22 protein-coding genes are annotated in these 19,847 nt (G+C 36.3%); 15 read left to right on the top strand and 7 right to left on the bottom strand.

The annotated features are described in order from the left end of the window. Nucleotides 1-25: 25 nt before the first annotated feature. Together MHH42_RS17860 and MHH42_RS17855 are read right to left on the bottom strand one after the other, a co-directional pair. Nucleotides 26-406: an Hsp20 family protein gene (locus MHH42_RS17860; RefSeq protein ID WP_000516750.1), complete on the bottom strand. Its 381-nt coding sequence runs from the start codon at nucleotides 404-406 to the stop codon at nucleotides 26-28. A 125-nt stretch (nucleotides 407-531) separates the two neighbouring features. Then, a complete protein-coding gene (locus tag MHH42_RS17855) occupies nucleotides 532-654 on the bottom strand; it encodes a small acid-soluble spore protein P (protein WP_000517651.1) in 123 nt (40 codons plus the stop codon). A gap of 121 nt (nucleotides 655-775) precedes the next feature. Between MHH42_RS17855 and MHH42_RS17850 the strand changes: the two genes are divergently transcribed. Both MHH42_RS17850 and pdaB read left to right on the top strand, forming a co-directional pair. After that, nucleotides 776-1,039: a hypothetical protein gene (locus MHH42_RS17850; protein WP_001146300.1), complete on the top strand. Its 264-nt coding sequence runs from the start codon at nucleotides 776-778 to the stop codon at nucleotides 1,037-1,039. A 46-nt stretch (nucleotides 1,040-1,085) separates the two neighbouring features. Then, complete coding sequence (pdaB, locus tag MHH42_RS17845) at nucleotides 1,086-1,811, top strand: polysaccharide deacetylase family sporulation protein PdaB (protein WP_002039311.1); 726 nt, start codon at nucleotides 1,086-1,088, stop codon at nucleotides 1,809-1,811. A 38-nt stretch (nucleotides 1,812-1,849) separates the two neighbouring features. Here the strand turns inward: pdaB and sspO are convergent, their stop codons facing one another. Continuing rightward, the gene (gene sspO / locus MHH42_RS17840) at nucleotides 1,850-1,999 is read right to left on the bottom strand and encodes a small acid-soluble spore protein O (RefSeq protein ID WP_000043210.1); all 150 of its coding nucleotides are present in this window, start codon (nucleotides 1,997-1,999) and stop codon (nucleotides 1,850-1,852) included. Nucleotides 2,000-2,289: 290 nt separating this feature from the next. Between sspO and acnA the strand changes: the two genes are divergently transcribed. Next, nucleotides 2,290-5,013, top strand: a complete 2,724-nt coding sequence (gene acnA, locus MHH42_RS17835) for an aconitate hydratase AcnA (RefSeq protein WP_340893703.1) — start codon at nucleotides 2,290-2,292, stop codon at nucleotides 5,011-5,013. 117 nt (nucleotides 5,014-5,130) lie between these two features. Continuing rightward, nucleotides 5,131-6,780, top strand: coding sequence for an ABC transporter ATP-binding protein (locus MHH42_RS17830; protein WP_340893700.1), 1,650 nt, complete (start codon nucleotides 5,131-5,133; stop codon nucleotides 6,778-6,780). Between the two features lie 23 nt (nucleotides 6,781-6,803). Here the strand turns inward: MHH42_RS17830 and MHH42_RS17825 are convergent, their stop codons facing one another. After that, entirely contained in the window at nucleotides 6,804-7,061 is a 258-nt protein-coding gene (locus MHH42_RS17825; protein WP_001083872.1) for a hypothetical protein, read from the bottom strand. Between the two features lie 250 nt (nucleotides 7,062-7,311). Here MHH42_RS17825 and MHH42_RS17820 point away from each other — a divergent pair, with 250 nt between their 5' ends. The 4 genes from MHH42_RS17820 (at nucleotide 7,312) to sspN (ending at nucleotide 9,413) form a co-directional block, all read left to right on the top strand. Continuing rightward, nucleotides 7,312-7,887: a redoxin domain-containing protein gene (locus MHH42_RS17820; protein ID WP_000269081.1), complete on the top strand. Its 576-nt coding sequence runs from the start codon at nucleotides 7,312-7,314 to the stop codon at nucleotides 7,885-7,887. A 115-nt stretch (nucleotides 7,888-8,002) separates the two neighbouring features. Further along, a complete protein-coding gene (locus MHH42_RS17815) occupies nucleotides 8,003-8,950 on the top strand; it encodes a 3'-5' exonuclease (protein WP_340893698.1) in 948 nt (315 codons plus the stop codon). Between the two features lie 141 nt (nucleotides 8,951-9,091). After that, on the top strand, nucleotides 9,092-9,235 hold the full coding sequence (locus tag MHH42_RS17810; RefSeq protein ID WP_001254699.1) for an FbpB family small basic protein: 144 nt from the start codon (nucleotides 9,092-9,094) through the stop codon (nucleotides 9,233-9,235). Nucleotides 9,236-9,278: 43 nt separating this feature from the next. After that, nucleotides 9,279-9,413 carry an acid-soluble spore protein SspN gene (sspN, locus tag MHH42_RS17805; protein ID WP_000527987.1) on the top strand — a complete coding sequence of 45 codons (135 nt, stop codon included), beginning with the start codon at nucleotides 9,279-9,281 and terminating at the stop codon, nucleotides 9,411-9,413. Between the two features lie 83 nt (nucleotides 9,414-9,496). Here sspN and MHH42_RS17800 read toward each other — a convergent pair whose 3' ends face one another. Then, the gene (locus MHH42_RS17800; protein ID WP_000614830.1) at nucleotides 9,497-10,789 is read right to left on the bottom strand and encodes a glycosyl hydrolase family 18 protein; all 1,293 of its coding nucleotides are present in this window, start codon (nucleotides 10,787-10,789) and stop codon (nucleotides 9,497-9,499) included. A 109-nt stretch (nucleotides 10,790-10,898) separates the two neighbouring features. On the opposite strand from MHH42_RS17800, the gene MHH42_RS17795 reads away from it, so the two are divergent. Beyond that, complete coding sequence (locus MHH42_RS17795) at nucleotides 10,899-11,318, top strand: acyl-CoA thioesterase (protein WP_000495823.1); 420 nt, start codon at nucleotides 10,899-10,901, stop codon at nucleotides 11,316-11,318. 28 nt (nucleotides 11,319-11,346) lie between these two features. On the opposite strand, the gene MHH42_RS17790 is transcribed toward MHH42_RS17795, so the two are convergent. Together MHH42_RS17790 and plsY are read right to left on the bottom strand one after the other, a co-directional pair. Continuing rightward, nucleotides 11,347-11,637: a HesB/YadR/YfhF family protein gene (locus MHH42_RS17790; RefSeq protein WP_001054451.1), complete on the bottom strand. Its 291-nt coding sequence runs from the start codon at nucleotides 11,635-11,637 to the stop codon at nucleotides 11,347-11,349. A 108-nt stretch (nucleotides 11,638-11,745) separates the two neighbouring features. Next, a complete protein-coding gene (plsY, locus tag MHH42_RS17785; protein ID WP_070173611.1) occupies nucleotides 11,746-12,342 on the bottom strand; it encodes a glycerol-3-phosphate 1-O-acyltransferase PlsY in 597 nt (198 codons plus the stop codon). A gap of 225 nt (nucleotides 12,343-12,567) precedes the next feature. Here plsY and MHH42_RS17780 point away from each other — a divergent pair, with 225 nt between their 5' ends. From MHH42_RS17780 to parE, 6 genes are all read left to right on the top strand, one after another. Next, the gene (locus MHH42_RS17780) at nucleotides 12,568-14,424 is read left to right on the top strand and encodes an anaerobic ribonucleoside triphosphate reductase (RefSeq protein WP_070173610.1); all 1,857 of its coding nucleotides are present in this window, start codon (nucleotides 12,568-12,570) and stop codon (nucleotides 14,422-14,424) included. Continuing rightward, a complete protein-coding gene (nrdG, locus tag MHH42_RS17775; RefSeq protein WP_000867069.1) occupies nucleotides 14,421-14,873 on the top strand; it encodes an anaerobic ribonucleoside-triphosphate reductase activating protein in 453 nt (150 codons plus the stop codon). Before MHH42_RS17780 ends, nrdG begins: the two co-directional genes overlap by 4 nt. A gap of 18 nt (nucleotides 14,874-14,891) precedes the next feature. After that, nucleotides 14,892-15,569 carry a response regulator transcription factor gene (locus MHH42_RS17770; protein ID WP_001044679.1) on the top strand — a complete coding sequence of 226 codons (678 nt, stop codon included), beginning with the start codon at nucleotides 14,892-14,894 and terminating at the stop codon, nucleotides 15,567-15,569. A gap of 203 nt (nucleotides 15,570-15,772) precedes the next feature. Then, on the top strand, nucleotides 15,773-17,014 hold the full coding sequence (locus tag MHH42_RS17765) for a S1C family serine protease (RefSeq protein WP_000542629.1): 1,242 nt from the start codon (nucleotides 15,773-15,775) through the stop codon (nucleotides 17,012-17,014). A gap of 79 nt (nucleotides 17,015-17,093) precedes the next feature. Then, nucleotides 17,094-17,507, top strand: a complete 414-nt coding sequence (locus MHH42_RS17760; RefSeq protein ID WP_000151385.1) for a CoA-binding protein — start codon at nucleotides 17,094-17,096, stop codon at nucleotides 17,505-17,507. Nucleotides 17,508-17,881: 374 nt separating this feature from the next. Next, a complete protein-coding gene (parE, locus tag MHH42_RS17755) occupies nucleotides 17,882-19,846 on the top strand; it encodes a DNA topoisomerase IV subunit B (protein ID WP_001062195.1) in 1,965 nt (654 codons plus the stop codon). Nucleotide 19,847: the final 1 nt, after the last annotated feature.

Genomic DNA, 19,847 nt, shown 5'->3' with positions numbered 1-19,847 from the left:
CTTATTTTTGTATTTACGTTAACTCTCAATTTGAAAAAAGAACCTTCTTTTCATGCTTATTGGCAACTTCATTTTTGGAAATATGAATGGCTAAAAATCCATTCTCTAAGCAGGCTAGCATCTTCTTATAAATGATAGTAGTAGGTAAAGAGATTGTTCGCTGTAAAGAAGTATTTTTATGAAGTATGCATATATTTAGGCCTGTCTCCATCTTTTTAATGCGTACATTTTGTTCAGTCACATTTGGTACATCTGTTTCCAAAATGTATTCTTCCTCTGTTTCACAAAGATCGATATGAATTTCATTTGGAAAACTAAAGTTGCTACAAGTATCAGAACAAAATTGATCCATCCATTCTTCGAAACCATCAACATGAAAAAGACAATCCTTCTTTTTCTTGCCCATGTAAGACACCCTCCGTAAAATATCAATTCATATCATGTTATGCATGAATGAAATAGAGGTGAAGAATAAATGGCAAAATATAAACATTTTATGTCGAATATACACAGTATGTGAATATTTTCTTATTACATATCATGATGCGCATGGTTTTTTTGGCGTGAATGGTTACGATTTTTTACTTTATGAGATCCGCTTAATGGTTCAGGTTGTCCTTTTTTTTCTTTCGATTCACGATTGTTTTTTCCCATTGTATATGACACCTCCTCTTTCTATTTAGAATGAGAGAAGTTTGTAAATTTATACGAGAATGTTTTTAGAAAAAAGGGTAAAGATAAATGGGACTAACTATTATGGAAAGGGGATTGTATAATGCCATATCATAAAGATAAGCAACAAGCTTTTCAAGCAGCGCAGCAAGGGGTTACACAAGCAGAAAATTCATTTAACAATATCGTGAAAAATGATCCGAACTACGGTCATGATTTAAAAGAGTTACGTCAAGAGGTTCAGGAAGCGTATGAACAAATTCAAAATGCACTAGAAGTAGCTTCGGAAACACAACGTCCACAACTTGAGCAATACGAAAATAATCTTCAAAATATTATGCGAAATGTAGATCAACTAGAAAAGTAAAAGAGGTTGTTGCGTATTCGACAACCTTATTACTTTAACGAACGCTATGTTAAAACAAAAGGTTTTTCTATTAGTTTTTTCTTTACTATGTGCAGTACATATATTTCAAGTGGAAAAAGTGGAAGCGAAAATGTTGCTTAGAAAAGAGCTAGAACCAACTGGCTATGTAACGTGGGAAGTACCTAATAGTGAAAAAATTATCGCAATTACATTTGACGATGGACCTGATCCAACTTATACACCACAAATATTAAATTTATTACGTCAATATAAAGCAGAAGCGACTTTTTTTATGATTGGATTCCGTGTGCAGCGTAATCCATATTTAGTAAAGCAAGTGTTAAAAGAGGGGCATGAAATTGGAAATCATACGATGAATCATTTGTATGCGAGTAATTCATCTGATGAAAAATTAGAAAATGATATTTTAGATGGAAAGAAATACTTTAAAAAATGGGTGAAAGAACCTTTGTTGTTCCGTCCTCCAGGCGGATATATTAACGATGCTGTATTTAAAACAGCTAAAGAAGCTGGTTATCAAACTGTTCTATGGTCGTGGCATCAAGACCCTCGTGATTGGGCGAATCCAGGTACTGAGTCCATTGTAAATCATGTTGTGAAACATGCTAAAAGTGGAGATATTGTACTGTTGCACGATGGAGGAAGTGATCGTAGTCAAACAGTGGCAGCGTTATCGAAAATTTTACCTGAGCTTAAAAAGCAAGGATATCGATTTGTAACGGTTTCGGAGTTATTACGTTATAAGCATTAGAAAAAACCAAAAGGCAGACATACCTTTTGGTTTTTTTGTTACTGATTCTTTTTACGTTTCTTATTATTTTGTCGCTCTGCTGGAGTTAAAGCCTCATTTGAAAACTCTTCGTTATAACCAGCACCTTGTCCTTGTGCGGATGCAACATTCATTCCTGAAATAGTATGATTTGCTTTTTGTTTACTCATTTTTCTCACCTCTATAATGTTTTTTTATAGATAAAACATGAGTTGTTCATAACATATATGAACGTAAAGTAAAGCGCTGAAAGAGTACTTTACTTTATGGTAATAGTATTCATAAGGAGCATGAACACTATTCAAATTTAGAAATATAAAGAAAACTTATGATAATCCATAAGTTTCTTATTATTTACTTATTTAGAAAGTTGTAATAAGATATTATCGTAAGGTATTGAAAAGTTTGTCTACATTTTATATTCAGACAACTTAGTCACGTTTAACAGGGGGGAAACATAATGGTCAAACATAATCCATTTCAATCACGCGCAACTTTCGAAGTAGATGGAAAAACGTATCATTATTATCAATTGAAAGCGCTTGAAAACGCAGGGGTTGGCAACGTATCTCAATTACCATATTCCGTGAAAGTTTTACTTGAATCTGTACTGCGTCAAGTAGACGGACGCGTAATTACAGAAGAACATGTTACAAATTTAGCGAAATGGGGAACGAAAGATGTTCAAGATATCGATGTTCCATTTAAACCATCTCGTGTAATTTTACAAGACTTCACAGGTGTTCCAGCTGTTGTAGATTTGGCTTCGCTTCGTAAAGCAATGGCAGACATGGGCGGAGATCCTGATAAAATTAATCCAGAAATTACTGTAGACCTTGTAATTGATCACTCTGTACAGGTTGATAGAGCGGGTACGGCAGATGCGCTTGCATTCAACATGGACTTAGAGTTTAAACGTAATGAAGAACGTTATAAATTTTTAAGCTGGGCACAAAAATCATTTGATAACTATCGTGCAGTTCCACCAGCAACAGGTATCGTACACCAAGTAAACCTTGAATATTTAGCACCAGTTGTTCACGCGGTGAAAAATGCTGAAGGCGATTTAGTTGCATACCCAGATTCATTAGTTGGAACAGACTCACATACAACGATGATTAACGGTATCGGCGTTCTTGGATGGGGCGTTGGTGGTATTGAAGCAGAAGCAGGAATGCTTGGACAGCCTTCATACTTCCCAGTACCTGAAGTAATCGGTGTGAAATTAACTGGTACACTTCCAAGTGGTACTACAGCAACTGACGTTGCATTAAAAGTAACACAAGTATTACGTCAAAAAGGTGTAGTTGGTAAATTCGTTGAGTTCTTCGGTGATGGACTAAAGAGCATGCCTTTAGCTGACCGCGCAACAATTTCAAACATGGCACCAGAATACGGTGCAACTTGTGGATTCTTCCCAATTGACGATATTTCATTAGAATACTTACGTTTAACAGGTAGAGATGAAGAACAAATTCGCGTTGTTGAAGAATATTGTAAAGCGAACGGCTTATTCTATACAGCAGACAGCAAAGATCCAATTTACACTGATCTTGTTGAAATTGATTTAAATACAATTGAATCTAACCTTTCTGGACCGAAACGCCCACAAGATTTAATTCCACTTTCAGATATGAAAGATGCGTTCCACAAAGCTGTTGTAGCACCAGTTGGAACACAAGGACTTGGATTTAATGCGCAAGAGTTCGATAAAGAAGTGAAGGTTACATTAGAAGATAAAGAAGTAACGATGAAAACAGGTGCAATTGCAATCGCTGCAATTACAAGCTGTACAAATACATCAAACCCATACGTATTAATTGGGGCAGGTCTAGTTGCGAAGAAAGCAATTGAAAAAGGGCTTGTAGTACCTGAGTACGTAAAAACATCATTAGCACCAGGATCTAAAGTTGTTACTGAGTACTTAGATAAATCAGGTTTAACAACATATTTAGATCAATTAGGTTTCCAAACAGTTGGTTACGGCTGTACGACTTGTATCGGTAACTCTGGTCCACTAGCAGAGGAATTAGAAGAAGCAATCGCAACAAACGATTTATTAGTAACATCTGTTTTATCTGGTAACCGTAACTTTGAAGGTCGTATTCACCCGCTTGTAAAAGCAAACTACTTAGCATCACCACCACTTGTTGTGGCATATGCACTTGCAGGTACTGTTGATATTGACCTGAAAAATGATGAAATCGGTAAAGATGCAAATGGTAATGCTGTTTACTTCAAGGATATTTGGCCATCAGCTAAAGAGATTGAAGATGTAGTTCAAAGTGTTGTTACATCTGAATTGTTCAAGAAAGAATATGCACAAGTATTTAACAGCAATGAGCGTTGGAATGAAATCCAAACTTCAAATGAAGCTTTATATACTTGGGATAATGATTCAACATACATTCAAAACCCACCATTCTTTGAAGGATTATCTAAAGAACCAGGTGAAGTTGAAACATTATCAGGTTTACGCATTGTTGGTAAATTTGGAGATTCTGTAACGACAGACCACATTTCACCAGCAGGTTCAATTGGTAAGCACACACCAGCTGGACGCTACTTATTAGAAAACGGCGTACAACCAGTTGACTTTAACTCTTATGGTTCTCGTCGTGGTAACCATGAAGTTATGATGCGTGGTACATTCGCGAACATCCGTATTAAAAACCAAATCGCACCAGGAACAGAAGGCGGATATACAACATATTGGCCAACTGGTGAAGTAACATCTATCTATGATGCTGCTATGAAATATAAAGAAGATGGCACAGGCCTTCTAGTTGTTGCTGGTAAAGATTACGGTATGGGAAGTTCTCGTGACTGGGCTGCGAAAGGTACAAACTTATTGGGTATTAAAGCAGTAATCGCAGAAAGCTTCGAGCGTATTCACCGTAGTAACTTAGTGTTAATGGGTGTGTTACCACTTCAATTTAAAGATGGCGAAAGCGCTGAAACGTTAGGTCTTGTTGGTAACGAGTCATTTGAAATTCAAATTGACAAAACAGTTAGACCACGCGATCTTGTAAAAGTAGTTGCAACTGATGCAGATGGCAACGAAAAACAATTTGAAGTAGTAGCTCGTTTCGATAGTGAAGTTGAAATTGACTACTACCGTCACGGTGGTATCTTACAAATGGTTCTTCGTGAGAAAATTGAAGAATCTAAAGTGTCGAACTAAATAATTGAAATGAACGAGAAGGAAGCTAACAATTGTTAGCTTCCTTATTTTATGGAAAGGGATGAAACCATTTGGTTTCATCCCTTTCTTTTTACTTTACAAAATGGAGGAAAGGTCATGAAAGAATATAAAAGAATATTGTTACCGTTACAGAAAGAAAAAATGTTAGTAATAGCAGCTATATGCAGTGGACTCTTCGCAGCTATTTTAAACTTATCCCGTCCACTATTCATGGGATTAATTGTAGATAATCTTATTCAACGAGAGTTAAAGGAGGCGTACCTTTACATTACTTTGTTTGCAGTTAGTCGCTTGTTGATATGGGTGAACAATCTTTCATTTGATTGTGTAAGCTCCAAAGCAAGTCAACGAATATTGCGAAAGAAGCGTATAGATGTATTGCGTCATTTTTTCTTATTACCATTTGAAGAGAGTGAGAAGATTAAGCAAGGAGAGTTAGAGACGCTAGTTGTGTCTGATATTCCGAATTGGGTCAGATTATATGGTTCTATATTAATAGAATATATACACGCTATTGCGCAATTTATAGGTGCGTTCATAGCACTACAACATATAGATATGAAGTTTATATTGTGGGTAACTCCGTTTTTATTTTTTAGTGCAATGGTTCCGATGTTGATGGGGAAAAAGGTCAGGAATATCGCAAGCATCGCTCAAAACAATCAATCAAGTGTTGTAGAGATGGTGTCGCAGTTTGTAAAAGGCGTACAAGATTTACGTAGTTTGCAAAAAGAAAAGTGGGCCATTCGCTTATTTAAAGGAGTAACAGCACAATCCTATAAAACAGAAGTAAAGAAGACGATGATGCAACACTGTATTGGAGTAGTTGGAACAGTGATTGAAACAGGGGCATATATCGTTGTTCTCATTATAGGCGCGCAGAAAATAATGAAGGGGGAAATGGAAGTTGGCTCACTTGTTGCCGTGTTAGCTACAATTGAAATGCTCTTTTTTCCAGTTCGTTACGTTGGCGATTTATTAATGATGACACAAGTTGCAGCTGCTTCGGCAAATAGAGTTTTTTCTTTTTTAGATAAACGAGGGGCAGATAGTAAGGTAGAAAGAGCGATGGGGATGACGATAACAAATGTTTCATTTCAGGAAAGTGATGGAGAGAAATGCAGAATTCATAATATTGATTTGCAAATTCACCCTGGTGAACTCGTTATTATTGTGGGAGAAAGTGGCGCAGGAAAGACGACGCTTTTAAAGTTAATAACGGGCTTGTATAAACCATCTAACGGTAGCATTGCTTATTATGGTAATGAAGCTCGTATGACTACAGTGTGGCAAGAACCTCGTTTCTTTCGGACGACAGTAAAAGAGAATGTGCATTTCGGAGAAGAGTATTTAGAAAATCAATTAGAAAAAAATATTGAACTTGTAAATGTGAAACCGATTATTAGAGATTTATCAGAAGGGATTGAAACTGAACTACATAAAAGCGGTGTAGAATTTTCTGGAGGGGAAAGAAAACGTCTTGCATTATTACGTGCCATTGTTTCAAATCCGAATCTTATTATTTTAGATGAACCAACTGCGGGATTAGATCCGAGCAACCAAGAAACTGTTTGGAATATGATAGAAGGATTAGGAAGAGAGGTCACGAGAATTGTGGTAACACATGATGTCGAGAAAGCGATATTAGCAGATCGTGTTGTCATAATGAAGGAAGGACGTATTGTTGCAGGTGGAAGTCCTGAAAAATTAATAAATAGTCATTCGTTTTTACAAAGATATGAATAAAGATAAGAGCAATGCCCTTATCTTTATTCAGCGTCATTTATTTGATACTCGATAGATTCGGAGTGATTTAGATCAATGTTAAAAGTAGCAGTCATAAGGAAAGTTGTAATTCCAAGGATTACGAAAAGGACGAATGAGACTAGAGAGATGTAGAGACAAATACGCCCTACTTTCTTTTTTTTAAGATCTTTACTAAAGAGTGAAATGATCCATGTAATAATGCCGATTGGGTATAAAAGAAAACTAAGAATATATAATGTTATTTTTTCGAATGAATTCATAAACAATCCCCCTTTTGTTGAAGGTTATATAACTACGAGAGTAAATAGGTAAGTGGGTCAATAAGAAGATAAAATACCTCATCTGTTTTTCTAATTATATGATAAAAAGGAAAAAACCTCACTTTAAATGAGAATATTCTAATTATTTTGACTGTGAATATTTCCAAGCTCGTCCGTATAAGCTAAAATAAGGTATATAGTATTTTGATGAATTTGTTAAAAGTACATAAACACGTTAGGGTGATATAAAATGTGGCGGAAGCTTACGATTATTGTAGTGTTACTTTGTTTAGCGGGATATGCAGCTTATGAACAGTTCGGTAATAAAGATCAGGCGGTACAAGGGAAGCAAGAAAAAAGTGAAGCTGCTATGAAAGAGATGATTGCAAGTAATGGTATTGAAGTAGGAAAGAGTGCACCAAACTTTGAATTAACTAAGTTAGATGGAACGAATGTAAAGCTATCGGATTTAAAAGGAAAGAAAGTTATTTTAAATTTTTGGGCAACGTGGTGTGGGCCTTGTCAGCAAGAAATGCCTGATATGGAGGCTTTCTATAAAGAACATAAAGAAAACGTAGAAATTTTAGCAATAAATTATACGCCTTCAGAAAAAGGTGGGGGAGAAGAAAAAGTAAGCAATTTTGCTAAGGAAAAAGGGATTACTTTTCCTATTTTATTGGACAAGAACATTGATGTGACAACAGCTTATAAAGTAATTACGATCCCAACTTCGTATTTTATAGATACGAAAGGCGTCATTCAGGATAAGTTCATTGGACCGATGACGCAAAAAGAGATGGAAAAACGAATTGCTAAATTAAAATAACGGTGAAAAGGTAGAGGTGGAGAGTTCCCATTTCTGCCTTTTCTTTTTCAAGTAGTAATAACTTCATGATATGATGTAAGAAATATAAACGTTTAGAGATAAAGGAGTGTATGGAGTGGGGAATGTATCCTTACCGTTAGATTATGTTGTAATTGATTTTGAAACAACAGGATTTAACCCTTATAATGATAAAATTATTCAAGTTGCAGCTGTGAAATATCGTAATCATGAACTGGTAGATCAATTTGTTTCATACGTGAATCCAGAGCGTCCGATTCCGAGCCGAATTACGAGTTTAACAGGTATTACAAATTATCGTGTTTCAGATGCACCCACGATTGAAGAAGTTTTACCTTTATTTTTAGCATTTTTACATACAAATGTTATTGTGGCTCATAATGCTTCTTTTGACATGCGCTTTTTGAAAAGTAATGTAAATATGCTTGGGTTTCCTGAACCTAAAAATAAGGTGATTGACACTGTGTTTTTAGCAAAAAAATATATGAAGCACGCACCTAATCATAAACTTGAGACGTTAAAGCGAATGCTTGGAATTCGTCTAAGTTCTCATAATGCATTTGACGACTGTATTACGTGTGCAGCTGTTTATCAAAAATGTACATCTATTGAAGAAAAAGGGAAACGAAAAGTAAATAAGGCTGTGCTTGATGAAACTGCGGTATACGAAGCGGTGAAAGAAATACTTGTCCGCAATAAACGCAATGTAGAATGGCTGCGTTGTATGAACGTAGGAAGTTATTTAGATATAAAAGCTTTTTATCCAGTTATGAGATTAAAAGTAAAAGGACGAAAGAAATACGTATTAACAGAAATAGTAGAAGATGATGTGAAAGAAATATGTACGAGCTTAATATGTGAACCAGCTCTAAAAAGTGAAGTTGGTAATACAAGAGTTATGCTTAATAGCTTAGCGGATGTCTTGAAATTAGAAAGTTATATTTTAGAACAGTATGATTTTGTATTACAAGCACTTGATACGTATAGAGAAAATGAAACGAATGCAGATGAGAAGCTCAAAGAGCATTTAAATGTTATGGTATAAAAAACGCTATGTACAAATTATTGTACATAGCGTTTTTTTTTAGGAGTACTAAAACATAAAATTTTCTTGCAAATCTGATTAAAGAGTTTTTTGTTTGCTCATACTATGTAGTAAGAATGAGAAAGAGAGAGGGTGAACAGCATGAGAAGAAGTCGCCGCAAATCGTTTGAAGAACTTGTAAATGAAAATAAACAACAATTATTAAGCGATCGTGATGCAATTGATCGCATTGAAGAGCGTATTGAGAAACGTTATGAAATGAAACTTTTTAAGCAAGCTGAATAATTCTTAACACTAGTACGATACTAGTGTTAAGGAGGCGATAGTAATGGGTAATCCGAAAAAGAATTCAAAAGATTTTGCACCGAATCATATTGGAACGCAATCGAAAAAAGCTGGTGGCAATAAAGGAAAACAAATGCAAGACCAAACTGGTAAACAACCGATTGTTGATAACGGTTAAAAGGAGAATGTTATCATTCTTCTTTTTTATGAGGGAATGAAAGACGTTTTGTAACAGTAATATGAAAAAAGGGCTGACAAAAGTCAGCCCTTTTTTGTAATCGTAAAGTTTTCAACGAGTAAACGCCAATTTTGCGGGAATGGTAAACCAATCTTCCAATAACTAATACCACCGATGCCCTGTTCTTTCATTAAATTAAATTTACTTTGTACGGACCGTGAATCTTCAAACCAAACTTCGTGTTGTACGCCGTTTTCGTCAAAGTAATTGAAATGAGGAGCTTGAGCCGTGAAATCATAGCGGATAGGAACATTATATTTACGAGCTAGTGCAACAGCTGCAACAGAGCTGATTGCTTTTGCGGGTGGATTTCCTTGTTTGAACGGAAGTTTCCAATCGAAACCGTATAAATTTTGCCCCATCATAATTTTTTGTGGTGGCATTTGAGATTTCGCATATTGAAGTACTTCTTTCACAGGACCAATAGGAGAAATCGCCATCGGTGGCCCGCCTTGCCAACCCCAGTCGTATGTCATAATGACGACGAAATCAACAATTTGTCCTTGTGCTTTATAATCGTGAGCCTCAAAAAATTTCCCTTTTTGATTGGAACTTGTTTTCGGTACAAGCGTTGTACTTAATGTGTACCCGCTAGGTAAGCGTGTTTTCACATTTCGTAAAAAGCGATTGTATGCCTCGCGGTCTTCGGGTGCCACACTCTCGAAATCGAAATGAATGTCTCGCATGCCATATTTTTCAGCTGTTTGCAAAATGTTAGTAATAAACTTGTTTTGGATTGTTGCATCGCGTAAAATAACCGATGTCAGATCGGCACTGAAATTTCCATTTTCAATATTTGTAATAACGAGCATAGGGATGGTTTTACCTTGCGTTGCAATATTAGCGATTTTCGCTGTTTCCGTTGGTTCTTTTAAAGTGCCGTCTCTTTTTGCTTCAAAGCTGAAGTAGGCTAAATATGTTAAAAATGGATTAATAGCACGTGTAGCATTTACTAAACTTTCTTTTATCGGTATTGTTGAAGGCTGTAAATAAGCGATGGATTCTACTGCTCGTTTTGTACCTTTTGGTATATATAATTGTTGTCCGACATGGAGAATAGATTTTAATGAAAGATTATTAACTTTAGCTAAGCTAGCGAGAGGAACGTTATACGTTTGAGAAATTCGATATAAGCTGTCACCAGGCTGTACATAATAATTATTTCCTTTTGTATTAACGATAAGTGCCTGACCAACAACGAGTGTTTCAGCAGGATTTAGTCCATTGTCTTTTACAATTTCTTCAGGTGTAGATCCGTACTTTGATGCTAAACCATAAACACTATCACCGCTACGAACAGTTACAATTTGGATCATGCGTTTGCCCCTTTCGGTAAAAGATTCACTGTTTTTATTTTATTTTTGATTCCACTGTATTATGATTAAATGTATGCAAGGTAGCAGAAGTGAAAGAAGGCGAAGAGAAATGTTTGTAGCAGAATATGAAGTTGAAATCCGCTATGCGGAAACAGACCAGATGGGTGTTGTTTACCATTCAAACTATTTAGTGTGGCTGGAACTTGGGCGCACGAAACTTATACAAGAATTAGGATTTTCATATGTTGAAATGGAGAAAGAGGGAATTATTTCTCCTGTATTAGACTTGCAAATTTCATATCGTAAAGCGATGCGTTACGGAGAAAAAGCAATTGTGAAAACGTGGATTGATACTGTGAGCCCGCTTCGTGTTGTATATGGTTATGAAATATATAACGGTGATGGTGAGCTTTGCATTACTGCAAGTACAACAAATATTTGTGCGAAAAAAGAAGGGTTCCGCCCTGTATCATTTAAAAAATTATATCCTGAGTGGTATGCGAAATATGAGGAAATTAAAAAGAAATAAAAAAAGCGTGGCAGAAGCCACGCTTTTTTTATTTCTCATAATTAAATTGAGGGAAATCATCACCGTCGTTAAGTGTAACAGATAAATTATGTCCATCGAAGAACCACTCATCATCGCCTTCAATAAAGAAGTTAATACCTTCTTCTTGAGTTTGAACAGCAGGATGTGCAGGGTCATCTTTACGAATACCTAAAGAAAGTCCTTTTTGCACAGTACTGCAACCGCCGTATTGTACGAAAAGGCGTAGTGTTTCACCTGATTGTAAGTTTAATTCGTTTTTATACCATTGTGCTGCTTCTTTTGTTACGGAAAGATTCATGTATAGTTCCTCCAAATTATGTTGCTTTTTCTTTAGTATAAAAAATAACGCAAAAAGACGCTATTAATATGCTTCACGTTTTCTTTTTGCGTTATGTGGGTTACAACCTTATTTTTGCTTTTTTGAGAAGTTTGCTTTCGGTTCAGTTTTATTTATAATTCGTCCGATATTTGCACGGTGTTTATAAATAACCATACCTGCTAATAAACACATCGCAATAATGAAGATTTTATCCCCGCTAACAATGGATGTAATAACAGCAACGACAGCTGTTACCATAGAAGAAAGTGATACGTATCTTGTTGTAAATAAAAGGGTGAAAAATACAACAGCTAATATTGCAAAAACAACTGGTGAGTAGCATAATAGCACCCCGGCAGAAGTTGCAACTGCTTTACCACCACGGAATTTTGCAAAAATCGGATATACATGTCCAAGAACAGCTGCTAATCCGAACCATAGTGGGTGAATATCTAATCCGAAAATTATCGGTAGACCTGTTGCTAATGTCCCTTTTAAAATGTCAGCAATTGTAACGGTAAAACCTGCTTTTTTCCCTAATGTGCGGAATGTATTTGTTCCGCCTAAATTACCGCTTCCGTGCTCACGAATGTCGATTCCATAGCCGATTTTTCCAACGACTAATGCAAATGGAATCGAGCCAAGTAAGTAGGCAACGATAAATAAAAGATATGTAGTAACCATAAGTTCAGTCTCCTTTATTCAAATGTGTTGATAAAGGGTAAAAAGAGTTTTTCCCGTTTATTGTACCATACATTTGTAAAGAGCACATTTCTTTTTTGTAAATGAAAAATTCATTATTTCGTGAAAAAAAATTCACAGGAATGTTACATTTCTCACAGAAACAACAAGACTATATGTTGTAACATTTTAATCAAAAGATAACAACATATTGATGGAGGGTTATAAATGTTACAACGAAATACACGTGGAGAAGAATTAATGAAAGTGTTTGGGACAATTGTCCACGGCAATGAACAAGATTTAATGCAAGAGAATGCAAATGTAGATGGGCGCTCTCCGATGGGAGTAATGGGAACGTTCGCATCTGAGAGTGCAAAATATTATGCAGTTGAAAATTTATTGTCAGACCAAGTGAAAAAAGCGATAAATGAAAATATATTATATCCACATGATTTAGATTTTTATGCGACAGGAACGACGACTTGTTCGCAAATTCCGTTAGCACAAATGCTTGCTAATGGTTTTCATACTGGACATGGACATATGAGACAACCGCAAGACATTAAAAGTGCGTTGGCACTTTCGTCTATTATTTTTCAAGCGAATCAAAATATGCAGCACGGTGGTCAATCGTTTGCACTCTTTGATATTGATTTAGCTCCCTATGTGAGAAAAACCGTACTGAGACATAAAAAGCGACTACAATCATATCCGCTTACGAAAGAACAAATTGAGGAATTCGCATGGAAAGAAACAGAAAGCGATACGTATCAGGCGTGTGAAGCTTTCGTTCATAATTCAAATAGTATGCATAGTAGGGGCGGGGGACAAGTACCGTTTATTTCTATTAATTACGGAACAGACACATCGAGAGAGGGAAGGCTTTTAATTAAACAGCTGTTAAAAGCAACGCAAGCTGGACTTGGAAAAGGAGAAACACCGATTTTTCCTATTCAAATTTTTAAAATGAAAAAAGGTGTAAACTTTGAAGAATGTGATCCGAACTATGATTTGTTTGAATTAGCACTAGAGACGACAGCAGAGCGATTATTCCCTAATTTTTCATTTTTAGATGCGTCGTTTAATGCAGTGCACTATGATGGACGACCTGAAAGTGAAGTATGTTACATGGGATGTCGCACTCGTGTTATGTCTAATATACATGGAGAAGAAACAGCAATAGGAAGAGGTAATTTGTCGTTTACTTCTATTAATTTAGTGAAATTAGGGCTAATTAGTGGATCGAAAGAAGCGTTTTTTGAAGCGCTAAATTATTACTTGGATTTAGGAATTAAGCAATTATTAGAGAGATTCGCGTATCAATGTACGAAGCGAGCGAGAGATTTTCGATTTTTATATTCACAAGGTGTATGGCGTGGCGGAGAAACATTACAGCCTGAAGATTCTGTAGCACCTATTTTAAAGCAAGGGACGTTAAGTATTGGTTTTATCGGTCTTGCGGAATGTTTAGTGGCTTTAACAGGAAAGCATCAAGGGGAAGATGAAGAGTCATGGAAACTTGGATATGAAATTATTTCCTTTATGAGGGAGAGAATGGATAAGGCGACGGAAGAACATCAACTGAATTTCTCAATAATTGCAACTCCTGCAGAAGGTTTATCAGGGAAGTTTGTGAAAAAAGATAGAGAGGAATTTGGTGAGATTAGCGGTATAACGAACCATAATTACTATACGAATTCATTCCATATTCCAGTTTATTATAACATTCAAGCGATAAATAAAATCCGTTTAGAAGGACCTTTTCATGCTCTATGTAATGGGGGGCATATTACGTATATTGAATTAGACGGAGCAGCGATGCATAATCAAAAGGCGTTAAAACAAATTGTACAAGCGATGGCAGAGCATGGCGTTGGGTACGGTTCAATTAATCATCCTGTTGATCGTTGTACATGCTGCAGCTATCACGGAGTTATTGGAAATGAATGTCCAAGCTGCGGAAATGAAGACGAGACCAATATAGAAAGAATTCGCCGTATAACTGGCTATCTTGTGGGAGATATGTCGAAGTGGAATAGTGCGAAACGTAGCGAAGAGATGGATCGGGTGAAGCATAAATGAAAGTGATGAATATCATTCATGATAGTGTAGTAGATGGAGAAGGGTTGCGGACAGTCGTGTTTTTTGCGGGCTGTCCGCATCGTTGTTTCGGGTGTCATAACCCGAAATCTTGGAATATTTGCAATGGAACTGAAATGACGGTAGAAGAAGTTGTGAAAGAGATTGCAAGTAATCCATTAACTGATGTAACATTTTCAGGTGGAGATCCGTTTTTTCAAGCTGTTGAAGTGAAAAAAGTAGCAAAAGCCGTGAAAGATTTGAAAAAAAATCTATGGATGTATACAGGTTATACGTTAGAAGAGATACAGAGTTCTCAAAATAATGATATGATAGAGTTGTTACACTATGGGGATGTTTTAGTCGATGGAAGATTTGAAATCGAGAAAAGAGATTTAACACTTCCATTTCGCGGAAGCTCCAATCAACGTATTATTCGATTGAAAGAGTAAAAAGGCGGGATAGATTATATGAATAAAACAGTATTACTTGTTGAAGACGAAAGAAGATTACGTGAAATTGTTAGTGATTATTTTCGTAATGAAGGCTTTGAAGTGATTGAAGCAGAAGATGGAAAAAAAGCGCTAGAGTTATTTGCAGAGCATGAAATTGATTTAATTATGTTAGATATTATGTTACCAGAAATAGATGGATGGTCTGTTTGTAGACGAATTAGAAAAGAATCAGCAGTACCAATTATTATGCTAACAGCACGTTCGGATGAGGATGATACATTGCTAGGTTTCGAATTAGGTGCAGACGAGTATGTAACGAAACCATTTAGCCCGAAAGTGTTAGTAGCTCGCGCGAAGACGTTATTGAAACGTGCGGATGGTGCGGTAGGAGTAGCGGAAGAAAATGCTATGTCTTTAGCTGGAATAGAAGTGAATCGTCTATCTAGAACTGTTTTAGTAGATGGAGAAGAAATTATATTGACGCATAAAGAATTTGAACTTCTTGTTTATTTAATGGAGAACAAAGGAATTGTGTTGTCACGTCAACATTTATTAGATCAGTTATGGGGATATGATTACTACGGTGATGACCGAACGGTTGATACGCATATTAAAAAATTGCGAAATAAGCTAGGAGATAAAGCGAAGCATATCGGTACTGTTATTCGAGTTGGTTATAAATTCGAAGAATAATCTGGAATGACTTGTGCACTTTAGCCTGGGAATTTAGCAATTTTATATCCTCTTTTTGAAGGTAGAATGTTCAAAAAATAATTTTCTTGTCTACAATGGTAGATAGGAGTATTTTTTTAATTGGATTTCACGATGAGTTCACAAGAAGGACACAAAACGTGACTATACTGAAAATACGAATTCACCAGAGAGGGGAAATAAAAATGGGATATTACGACGGACCAAATTTGAATGAAGAGCATAGTGAAACGAGAGAAGTGAAAAAATCAGGAAGTAAAAAAGGTTATTTCTTCACAGGTTTAGTGGGAGCTGTAGTCGGGGCGGTTTCGATTAGTTTTGCAGCACCTTATATGCCATGGGTGCAAAATAATGGAGCGGCAGTTTCATCATTCAATTCTAATAAACAAGTAGAAGGTACTGTAGTTCCTGTTGTCAATAAATCAAAAAACGAAACTGATTTGCCAGGTATGGTTGAAGGTGCGAAAGATGTTGTTGTAGGTGTTATTAATATGCAACAAAGTGTCGATCCATTTGCAATGCAACCGACAGGTCAAGAACAACAAGCTGGTTCAGGATCAGGTGTTATTTATAAAAAAGCAGGAAATAAAGCATATATCGTAACGAACAACCACGTAGTAGATGGAGCGAATAAACTTGCTGTGAAACTAAGTGATGGAAAGCAAGTTGATGCAAAACTAGTTGGTAAGGATCCTTGGTTAGACTTAGCTGTTGTTGAAATTGACGGATCTAATGTAAATAAAGTTGCAAGTCTAGGTGATTCCAGTAAACTTCGTGCTGGTGAAAAAGCGATTGCAATTGGAAACCCACTTGGATTTGATGGCAGTGTAACGGAAGGTATAATCAGTAGTAAAGAACGCGAAATTCCAGTTGATATTGATGGGGACAAACGCCCAGATTGGCAAGCACAAGTTATTCAAACAGATGCAGCGATTAACCCTGGTAATAGTGGTGGTGCATTATTTAACCAAAACGGTGAAGTAATCGGTATTAATTCGAGTAAAATTGCGCAGCAAGAAGTTGAAGGAATCGGATTTGCAATTCCGATTAATATTGCAAAACCAGTCATCGAATCGCTTGAAAAAGATGGAGTAGTGAAACGTCCAGCGCTTGGAGTAGGTGTCGTTTCATTAGAAGATGTGCAAACTTATGCAGTAAATCAGCTGAAAGTGCCAAAAGAAGTAACAAATGGCGTTGTATTAGGTAAAATCTATCCAATATCACCGGCAGAAAAAGCAGGTTTAGAGCAATATGATCTTGTAGTAGCATTAGATAATCAAAAGGTAGAGAATGCTCTTCAATTCCGTAAATATTTATATGAAAAGAAAAAAGTTGGCGAGAAAGTAGAAGTTACATTCTATCGCAATGGTCAAAAAATGACGAAATCAGCTACGTTAGCAGATAATTCAGCTACTAAGAATCAATAATCGGAATAAAAGAAAGTCTCTTTCATGTTGAAAGAGACTTTCTTTATCGGATATACTAAAGGAATAGGAGGGACTAATTATGACAATTGAAAACCCAACTCGTACGGAAATTGGTGAAGTATTGAAGAAAAGTAAAACGATTGCGGTTGTTGGATTATCAGATAAACCAGAACGTACATCGTATATGGTTTCAAAAGCGATGCAAGATGCAGGGTACCGCATTATACCGGTAAATCCAACAGTTGATGAAGTACTTGGAGAAAAGGCAGTTCCTTCACTGGCGGATATTAAAGAACATGTTGATATCGTAAACGTATTCCGCCGTTCAGAATTTTTAATGGGTGTTGCGAAAGAGTTTGTAGAGATTGATGCAGATGTTTTTTGGGCACAACTAGGAGTACAAGATGAAGATACGTATAAACTTTTAAAAGAAAAAGACTATACTGTAATAATGGACCGTTGTATTAAAGTAGAACATGCGATGACAAAATAGTATAGATTTTAAAGATAGAAAGATTGATTCAGCCCTCGTTATAGATAAGTAGGGCCGATGAACGAGGTGTTCATCATGAGATTTTTTAAAGGCTGTTTTTGGGGATTGTTACTTGTTATCCCGTTTTGGATATTGATCATTTGGATCATGATAAAGGTTTGGAATGTGTAATCTTGGAATACATATCCATTTCTCGTTGACAAACGATTATTTTTCTGAAATAGTAGCCTAGAGGAATCCTTGTGAAAAAACAAGGATTTTTCTATTGAAAATGGTATATAAAAGAGATAAGATAACTTGCCAAAACTATAGTCGAGGCGTTATTCTATAATAGAAACATATGTTCTGATTTGATTAGGAAAGGGGCAAGGAGTTTGGCGAAGCATCAGTTCCAATACAATGAAGATGCAATTCAAGTGTTAGAAGGACTTGAAGCCGTTCGAAAACGCCCGGGTATGTATATCGGGAGTACGGATAGCCGTGGATTGCATCATTTAGTATATGAAATAGTAGATAACTCCGTTGACGAAGCGTTAGCGGGATTTGGCGACGAAATTTCTGTCGTAATACATAAAGATAATAGTATTAGCGTTATTGATAAAGGGCGAGGAATGCCTACGGGAATGCATAAACTTGGGAAACCTACACCTGAAGTTATTTTAACTGTACTTCATGCAGGTGGTAAGTTTGGTCAAGGTGGCTATAAAACGAGTGGTGGTTTACATGGTGTTGGGGCATCAGTTGTAAACGCCTTGTCAGAATGGTTAGTAGTAACAATTAAACGTGATGGTAACATTTATGAACAACGCTTTGAAAATGGTGGCGTTCCTGCAACGACGTTAGAGAAAATCGGGAAAACAAAAGAGTCTGGTACGACAATGCACTTCAAACCAGATACAACGATTTTCAGTACGACAAATTACAATTATGAAACATTATGTGAGAGATTACGTGAATCTGCATTCTTATTAAAAGGAATGAAAATCTCGATAAAAGACGAACGTAATGATTTAGAAGATATATTTCATTATGAAACAGGAATTGAAGCTTTCGTTTCATACTTAAACGAAGAAAAAGATTCAATTCATCCAGTTGTATATTTCACTGGTGAACAAAATGGGATTGAAGCAGAACTAGCATTCCAGTTTAATGATGGTTACTCAGAAAATATTCTTTCGTTTGTAAACAACGTACGTACAAAAGATGGTGGAACACACGAAGCTGGATTTAAAACAGCGATGACACGTGTGTTTAATGAGTATGCTCGTAAAGTTTCATTATTAAAAGAAAAAGATAAAAACTTAGAAGGTACAGATATTCGTGAAGGTGTAGCGGCTATCGTTTCTGTACGTGTACCAGAAGAAGTACTGCAGTTTGAAGGACAAACGAAAGGGAAACTTGGTACAAGTGAAGCTCGTTCTTCTATTGATGCAATTGTATCAGAGCATTTAGCTTACTTTTTAGAAGAAAACCCGGATGTAGCTACACTTCTTGTAAGAAAGGCAGTTAAAGCAGCGCAAGCACGTGAGGCTGCTCGTAAAGCGAGAGAAGAAGCACGTAGTGGTAAGAAAAAGAAAAAATCAGAAGGTACTTTAAGCGGGAAGTTAACACCTGCACAATCACGTAACCCTCAAAAAAACGAATTGTATTTAGTAGAGGGTGACTCGGCCGGCGGTTCAGCAAAGCAAGGGCGAGATCGTCGTTTTCAAGCGGTACTACCGTTGCGTGGTAAAGTAATTAACACGGAGAAAGCAAAGCTTGCTGATATTTTTAAGAATGAAGAGATTAATACAATTATTTATGCAATTGGCGGCGGAGTAGGAAATGAATTCGCTGTTGAAGATATTAACTACGATAAAGTTGTTATTATGACCGATGCAGATACGGATGGAGCTCATATTCAAGTATTGTTATTAACTTTCTTCTACAGATATATGAAACCACTTATCGAAGCTGGTAAAGTATTTATTGCACTTCCACCTTTATATAAAGTAAGTAAAGGGAAAGGGAAAAGTGAAGTAATTGAATATGCATGGTCTGATGAAGAATTAGATGGTGTAACGAAAAAGGTCGGTAAAGGTTATATGTTGCAGCGCTATAAAGGACTTGGTGAAATGAATGCAGATCAGTTATGGGAAACGACGATGAACCCTGAAACGCGTACATTAATCCGAGTGAAAATTGATGATGCAGCAAGAGCAGAGCGCCGCGTTACGACATTAATGGGTGATAAAGTAGAACCGCGCCGTAAATGGATTGAGCGTAATGTACAATTTGGTATGCAAGAAGAAGGAAATATTTTAGAAAACGAAATGATTATGGAGACGGAGGTGGAATAAC

Origin of the sequence: Bacillus sp. FSL L8-0099, from assembly GCF_038006385.1 — a bacterium.
GTDB classification, from domain to species: domain Bacteria; phylum Bacillota; class Bacilli; order Bacillales; family Bacillaceae_G; genus Bacillus_A; species Bacillus_A toyonensis.
This window is presented reverse-complemented; position numbering and strand designations above follow the sequence as displayed.

What these genes read in the sequence shown, in the direction of transcription:
- MHH42_RS17830 (WP_340893700.1), top strand. Translation starts at nt 5,131, where the DNA reads ATGAAAGAATATAAAAGAATATTGTTACCGTTACAGAAAGAAAAAATG.
- pdaB (WP_002039311.1), top strand. Translation starts at nt 1,086, where the DNA reads ATGTTAAAACAAAAGGTTTTTCTATTAGTTTTTTCTTTACTATGTGCA.
- MHH42_RS17820 (WP_000269081.1), top strand. Translation starts at nt 7,312, where the DNA reads ATGTGGCGGAAGCTTACGATTATTGTAGTGTTACTTTGTTTAGCGGGA.
- MHH42_RS17770 (WP_001044679.1), top strand. Translation starts at nt 14,892, where the DNA reads ATGAATAAAACAGTATTACTTGTTGAAGACGAAAGAAGATTACGTGAA.
- MHH42_RS17850 (WP_001146300.1), top strand. Translation starts at nt 776, where the DNA reads ATGCCATATCATAAAGATAAGCAACAAGCTTTTCAAGCAGCGCAGCAA.
- MHH42_RS17790 (WP_001054451.1), bottom strand. Translation starts at nt 11,637, where the DNA reads ATGAATCTTTCCGTAACAAAAGAAGCAGCACAATGGTATAAAAACGAA.
- sspN (WP_000527987.1), top strand. Translation starts at nt 9,279, where the DNA reads ATGGGTAATCCGAAAAAGAATTCAAAAGATTTTGCACCGAATCATATT.
- MHH42_RS17765 (WP_000542629.1), top strand. Translation starts at nt 15,773, where the DNA reads ATGGGATATTACGACGGACCAAATTTGAATGAAGAGCATAGTGAAACG.
- MHH42_RS17860 (WP_000516750.1), bottom strand. Translation starts at nt 406, where the DNA reads ATGGGCAAGAAAAAGAAGGATTGTCTTTTTCATGTTGATGGTTTCGAA.
- MHH42_RS17795 (WP_000495823.1), top strand. Translation starts at nt 10,899, where the DNA reads ATGTTTGTAGCAGAATATGAAGTTGAAATCCGCTATGCGGAAACAGAC.
- acnA (WP_340893703.1), top strand. Translation starts at nt 2,290, where the DNA reads ATGGTCAAACATAATCCATTTCAATCACGCGCAACTTTCGAAGTAGAT.
- MHH42_RS17780 (WP_070173610.1), top strand. Translation starts at nt 12,568, where the DNA reads ATGTTACAACGAAATACACGTGGAGAAGAATTAATGAAAGTGTTTGGG.
- MHH42_RS17810 (WP_001254699.1), top strand. Translation starts at nt 9,092, where the DNA reads ATGAGAAGAAGTCGCCGCAAATCGTTTGAAGAACTTGTAAATGAAAAT.
- plsY (WP_070173611.1), bottom strand. Translation starts at nt 12,342, where the DNA reads ATGGTTACTACATATCTTTTATTTATCGTTGCCTACTTACTTGGCTCG.
- nrdG (WP_000867069.1), top strand. Translation starts at nt 14,421, where the DNA reads ATGAAAGTGATGAATATCATTCATGATAGTGTAGTAGATGGAGAAGGG.
- MHH42_RS17800 (WP_000614830.1), bottom strand. Translation starts at nt 10,789, where the DNA reads ATGATCCAAATTGTAACTGTTCGTAGCGGTGATAGTGTTTATGGTTTA.
- MHH42_RS17760 (WP_000151385.1), top strand. Translation starts at nt 17,094, where the DNA reads ATGACAATTGAAAACCCAACTCGTACGGAAATTGGTGAAGTATTGAAG.
- MHH42_RS17855 (WP_000517651.1), bottom strand. Translation starts at nt 654, where the DNA reads ATGGGAAAAAACAATCGTGAATCGAAAGAAAAAAAAGGACAACCTGAA.
- MHH42_RS17825 (WP_001083872.1), bottom strand. Translation starts at nt 7,061, where the DNA reads ATGAATTCATTCGAAAAAATAACATTATATATTCTTAGTTTTCTTTTA.
- sspO (WP_000043210.1), bottom strand. Translation starts at nt 1,999, where the DNA reads ATGAGTAAACAAAAAGCAAATCATACTATTTCAGGAATGAATGTTGCA.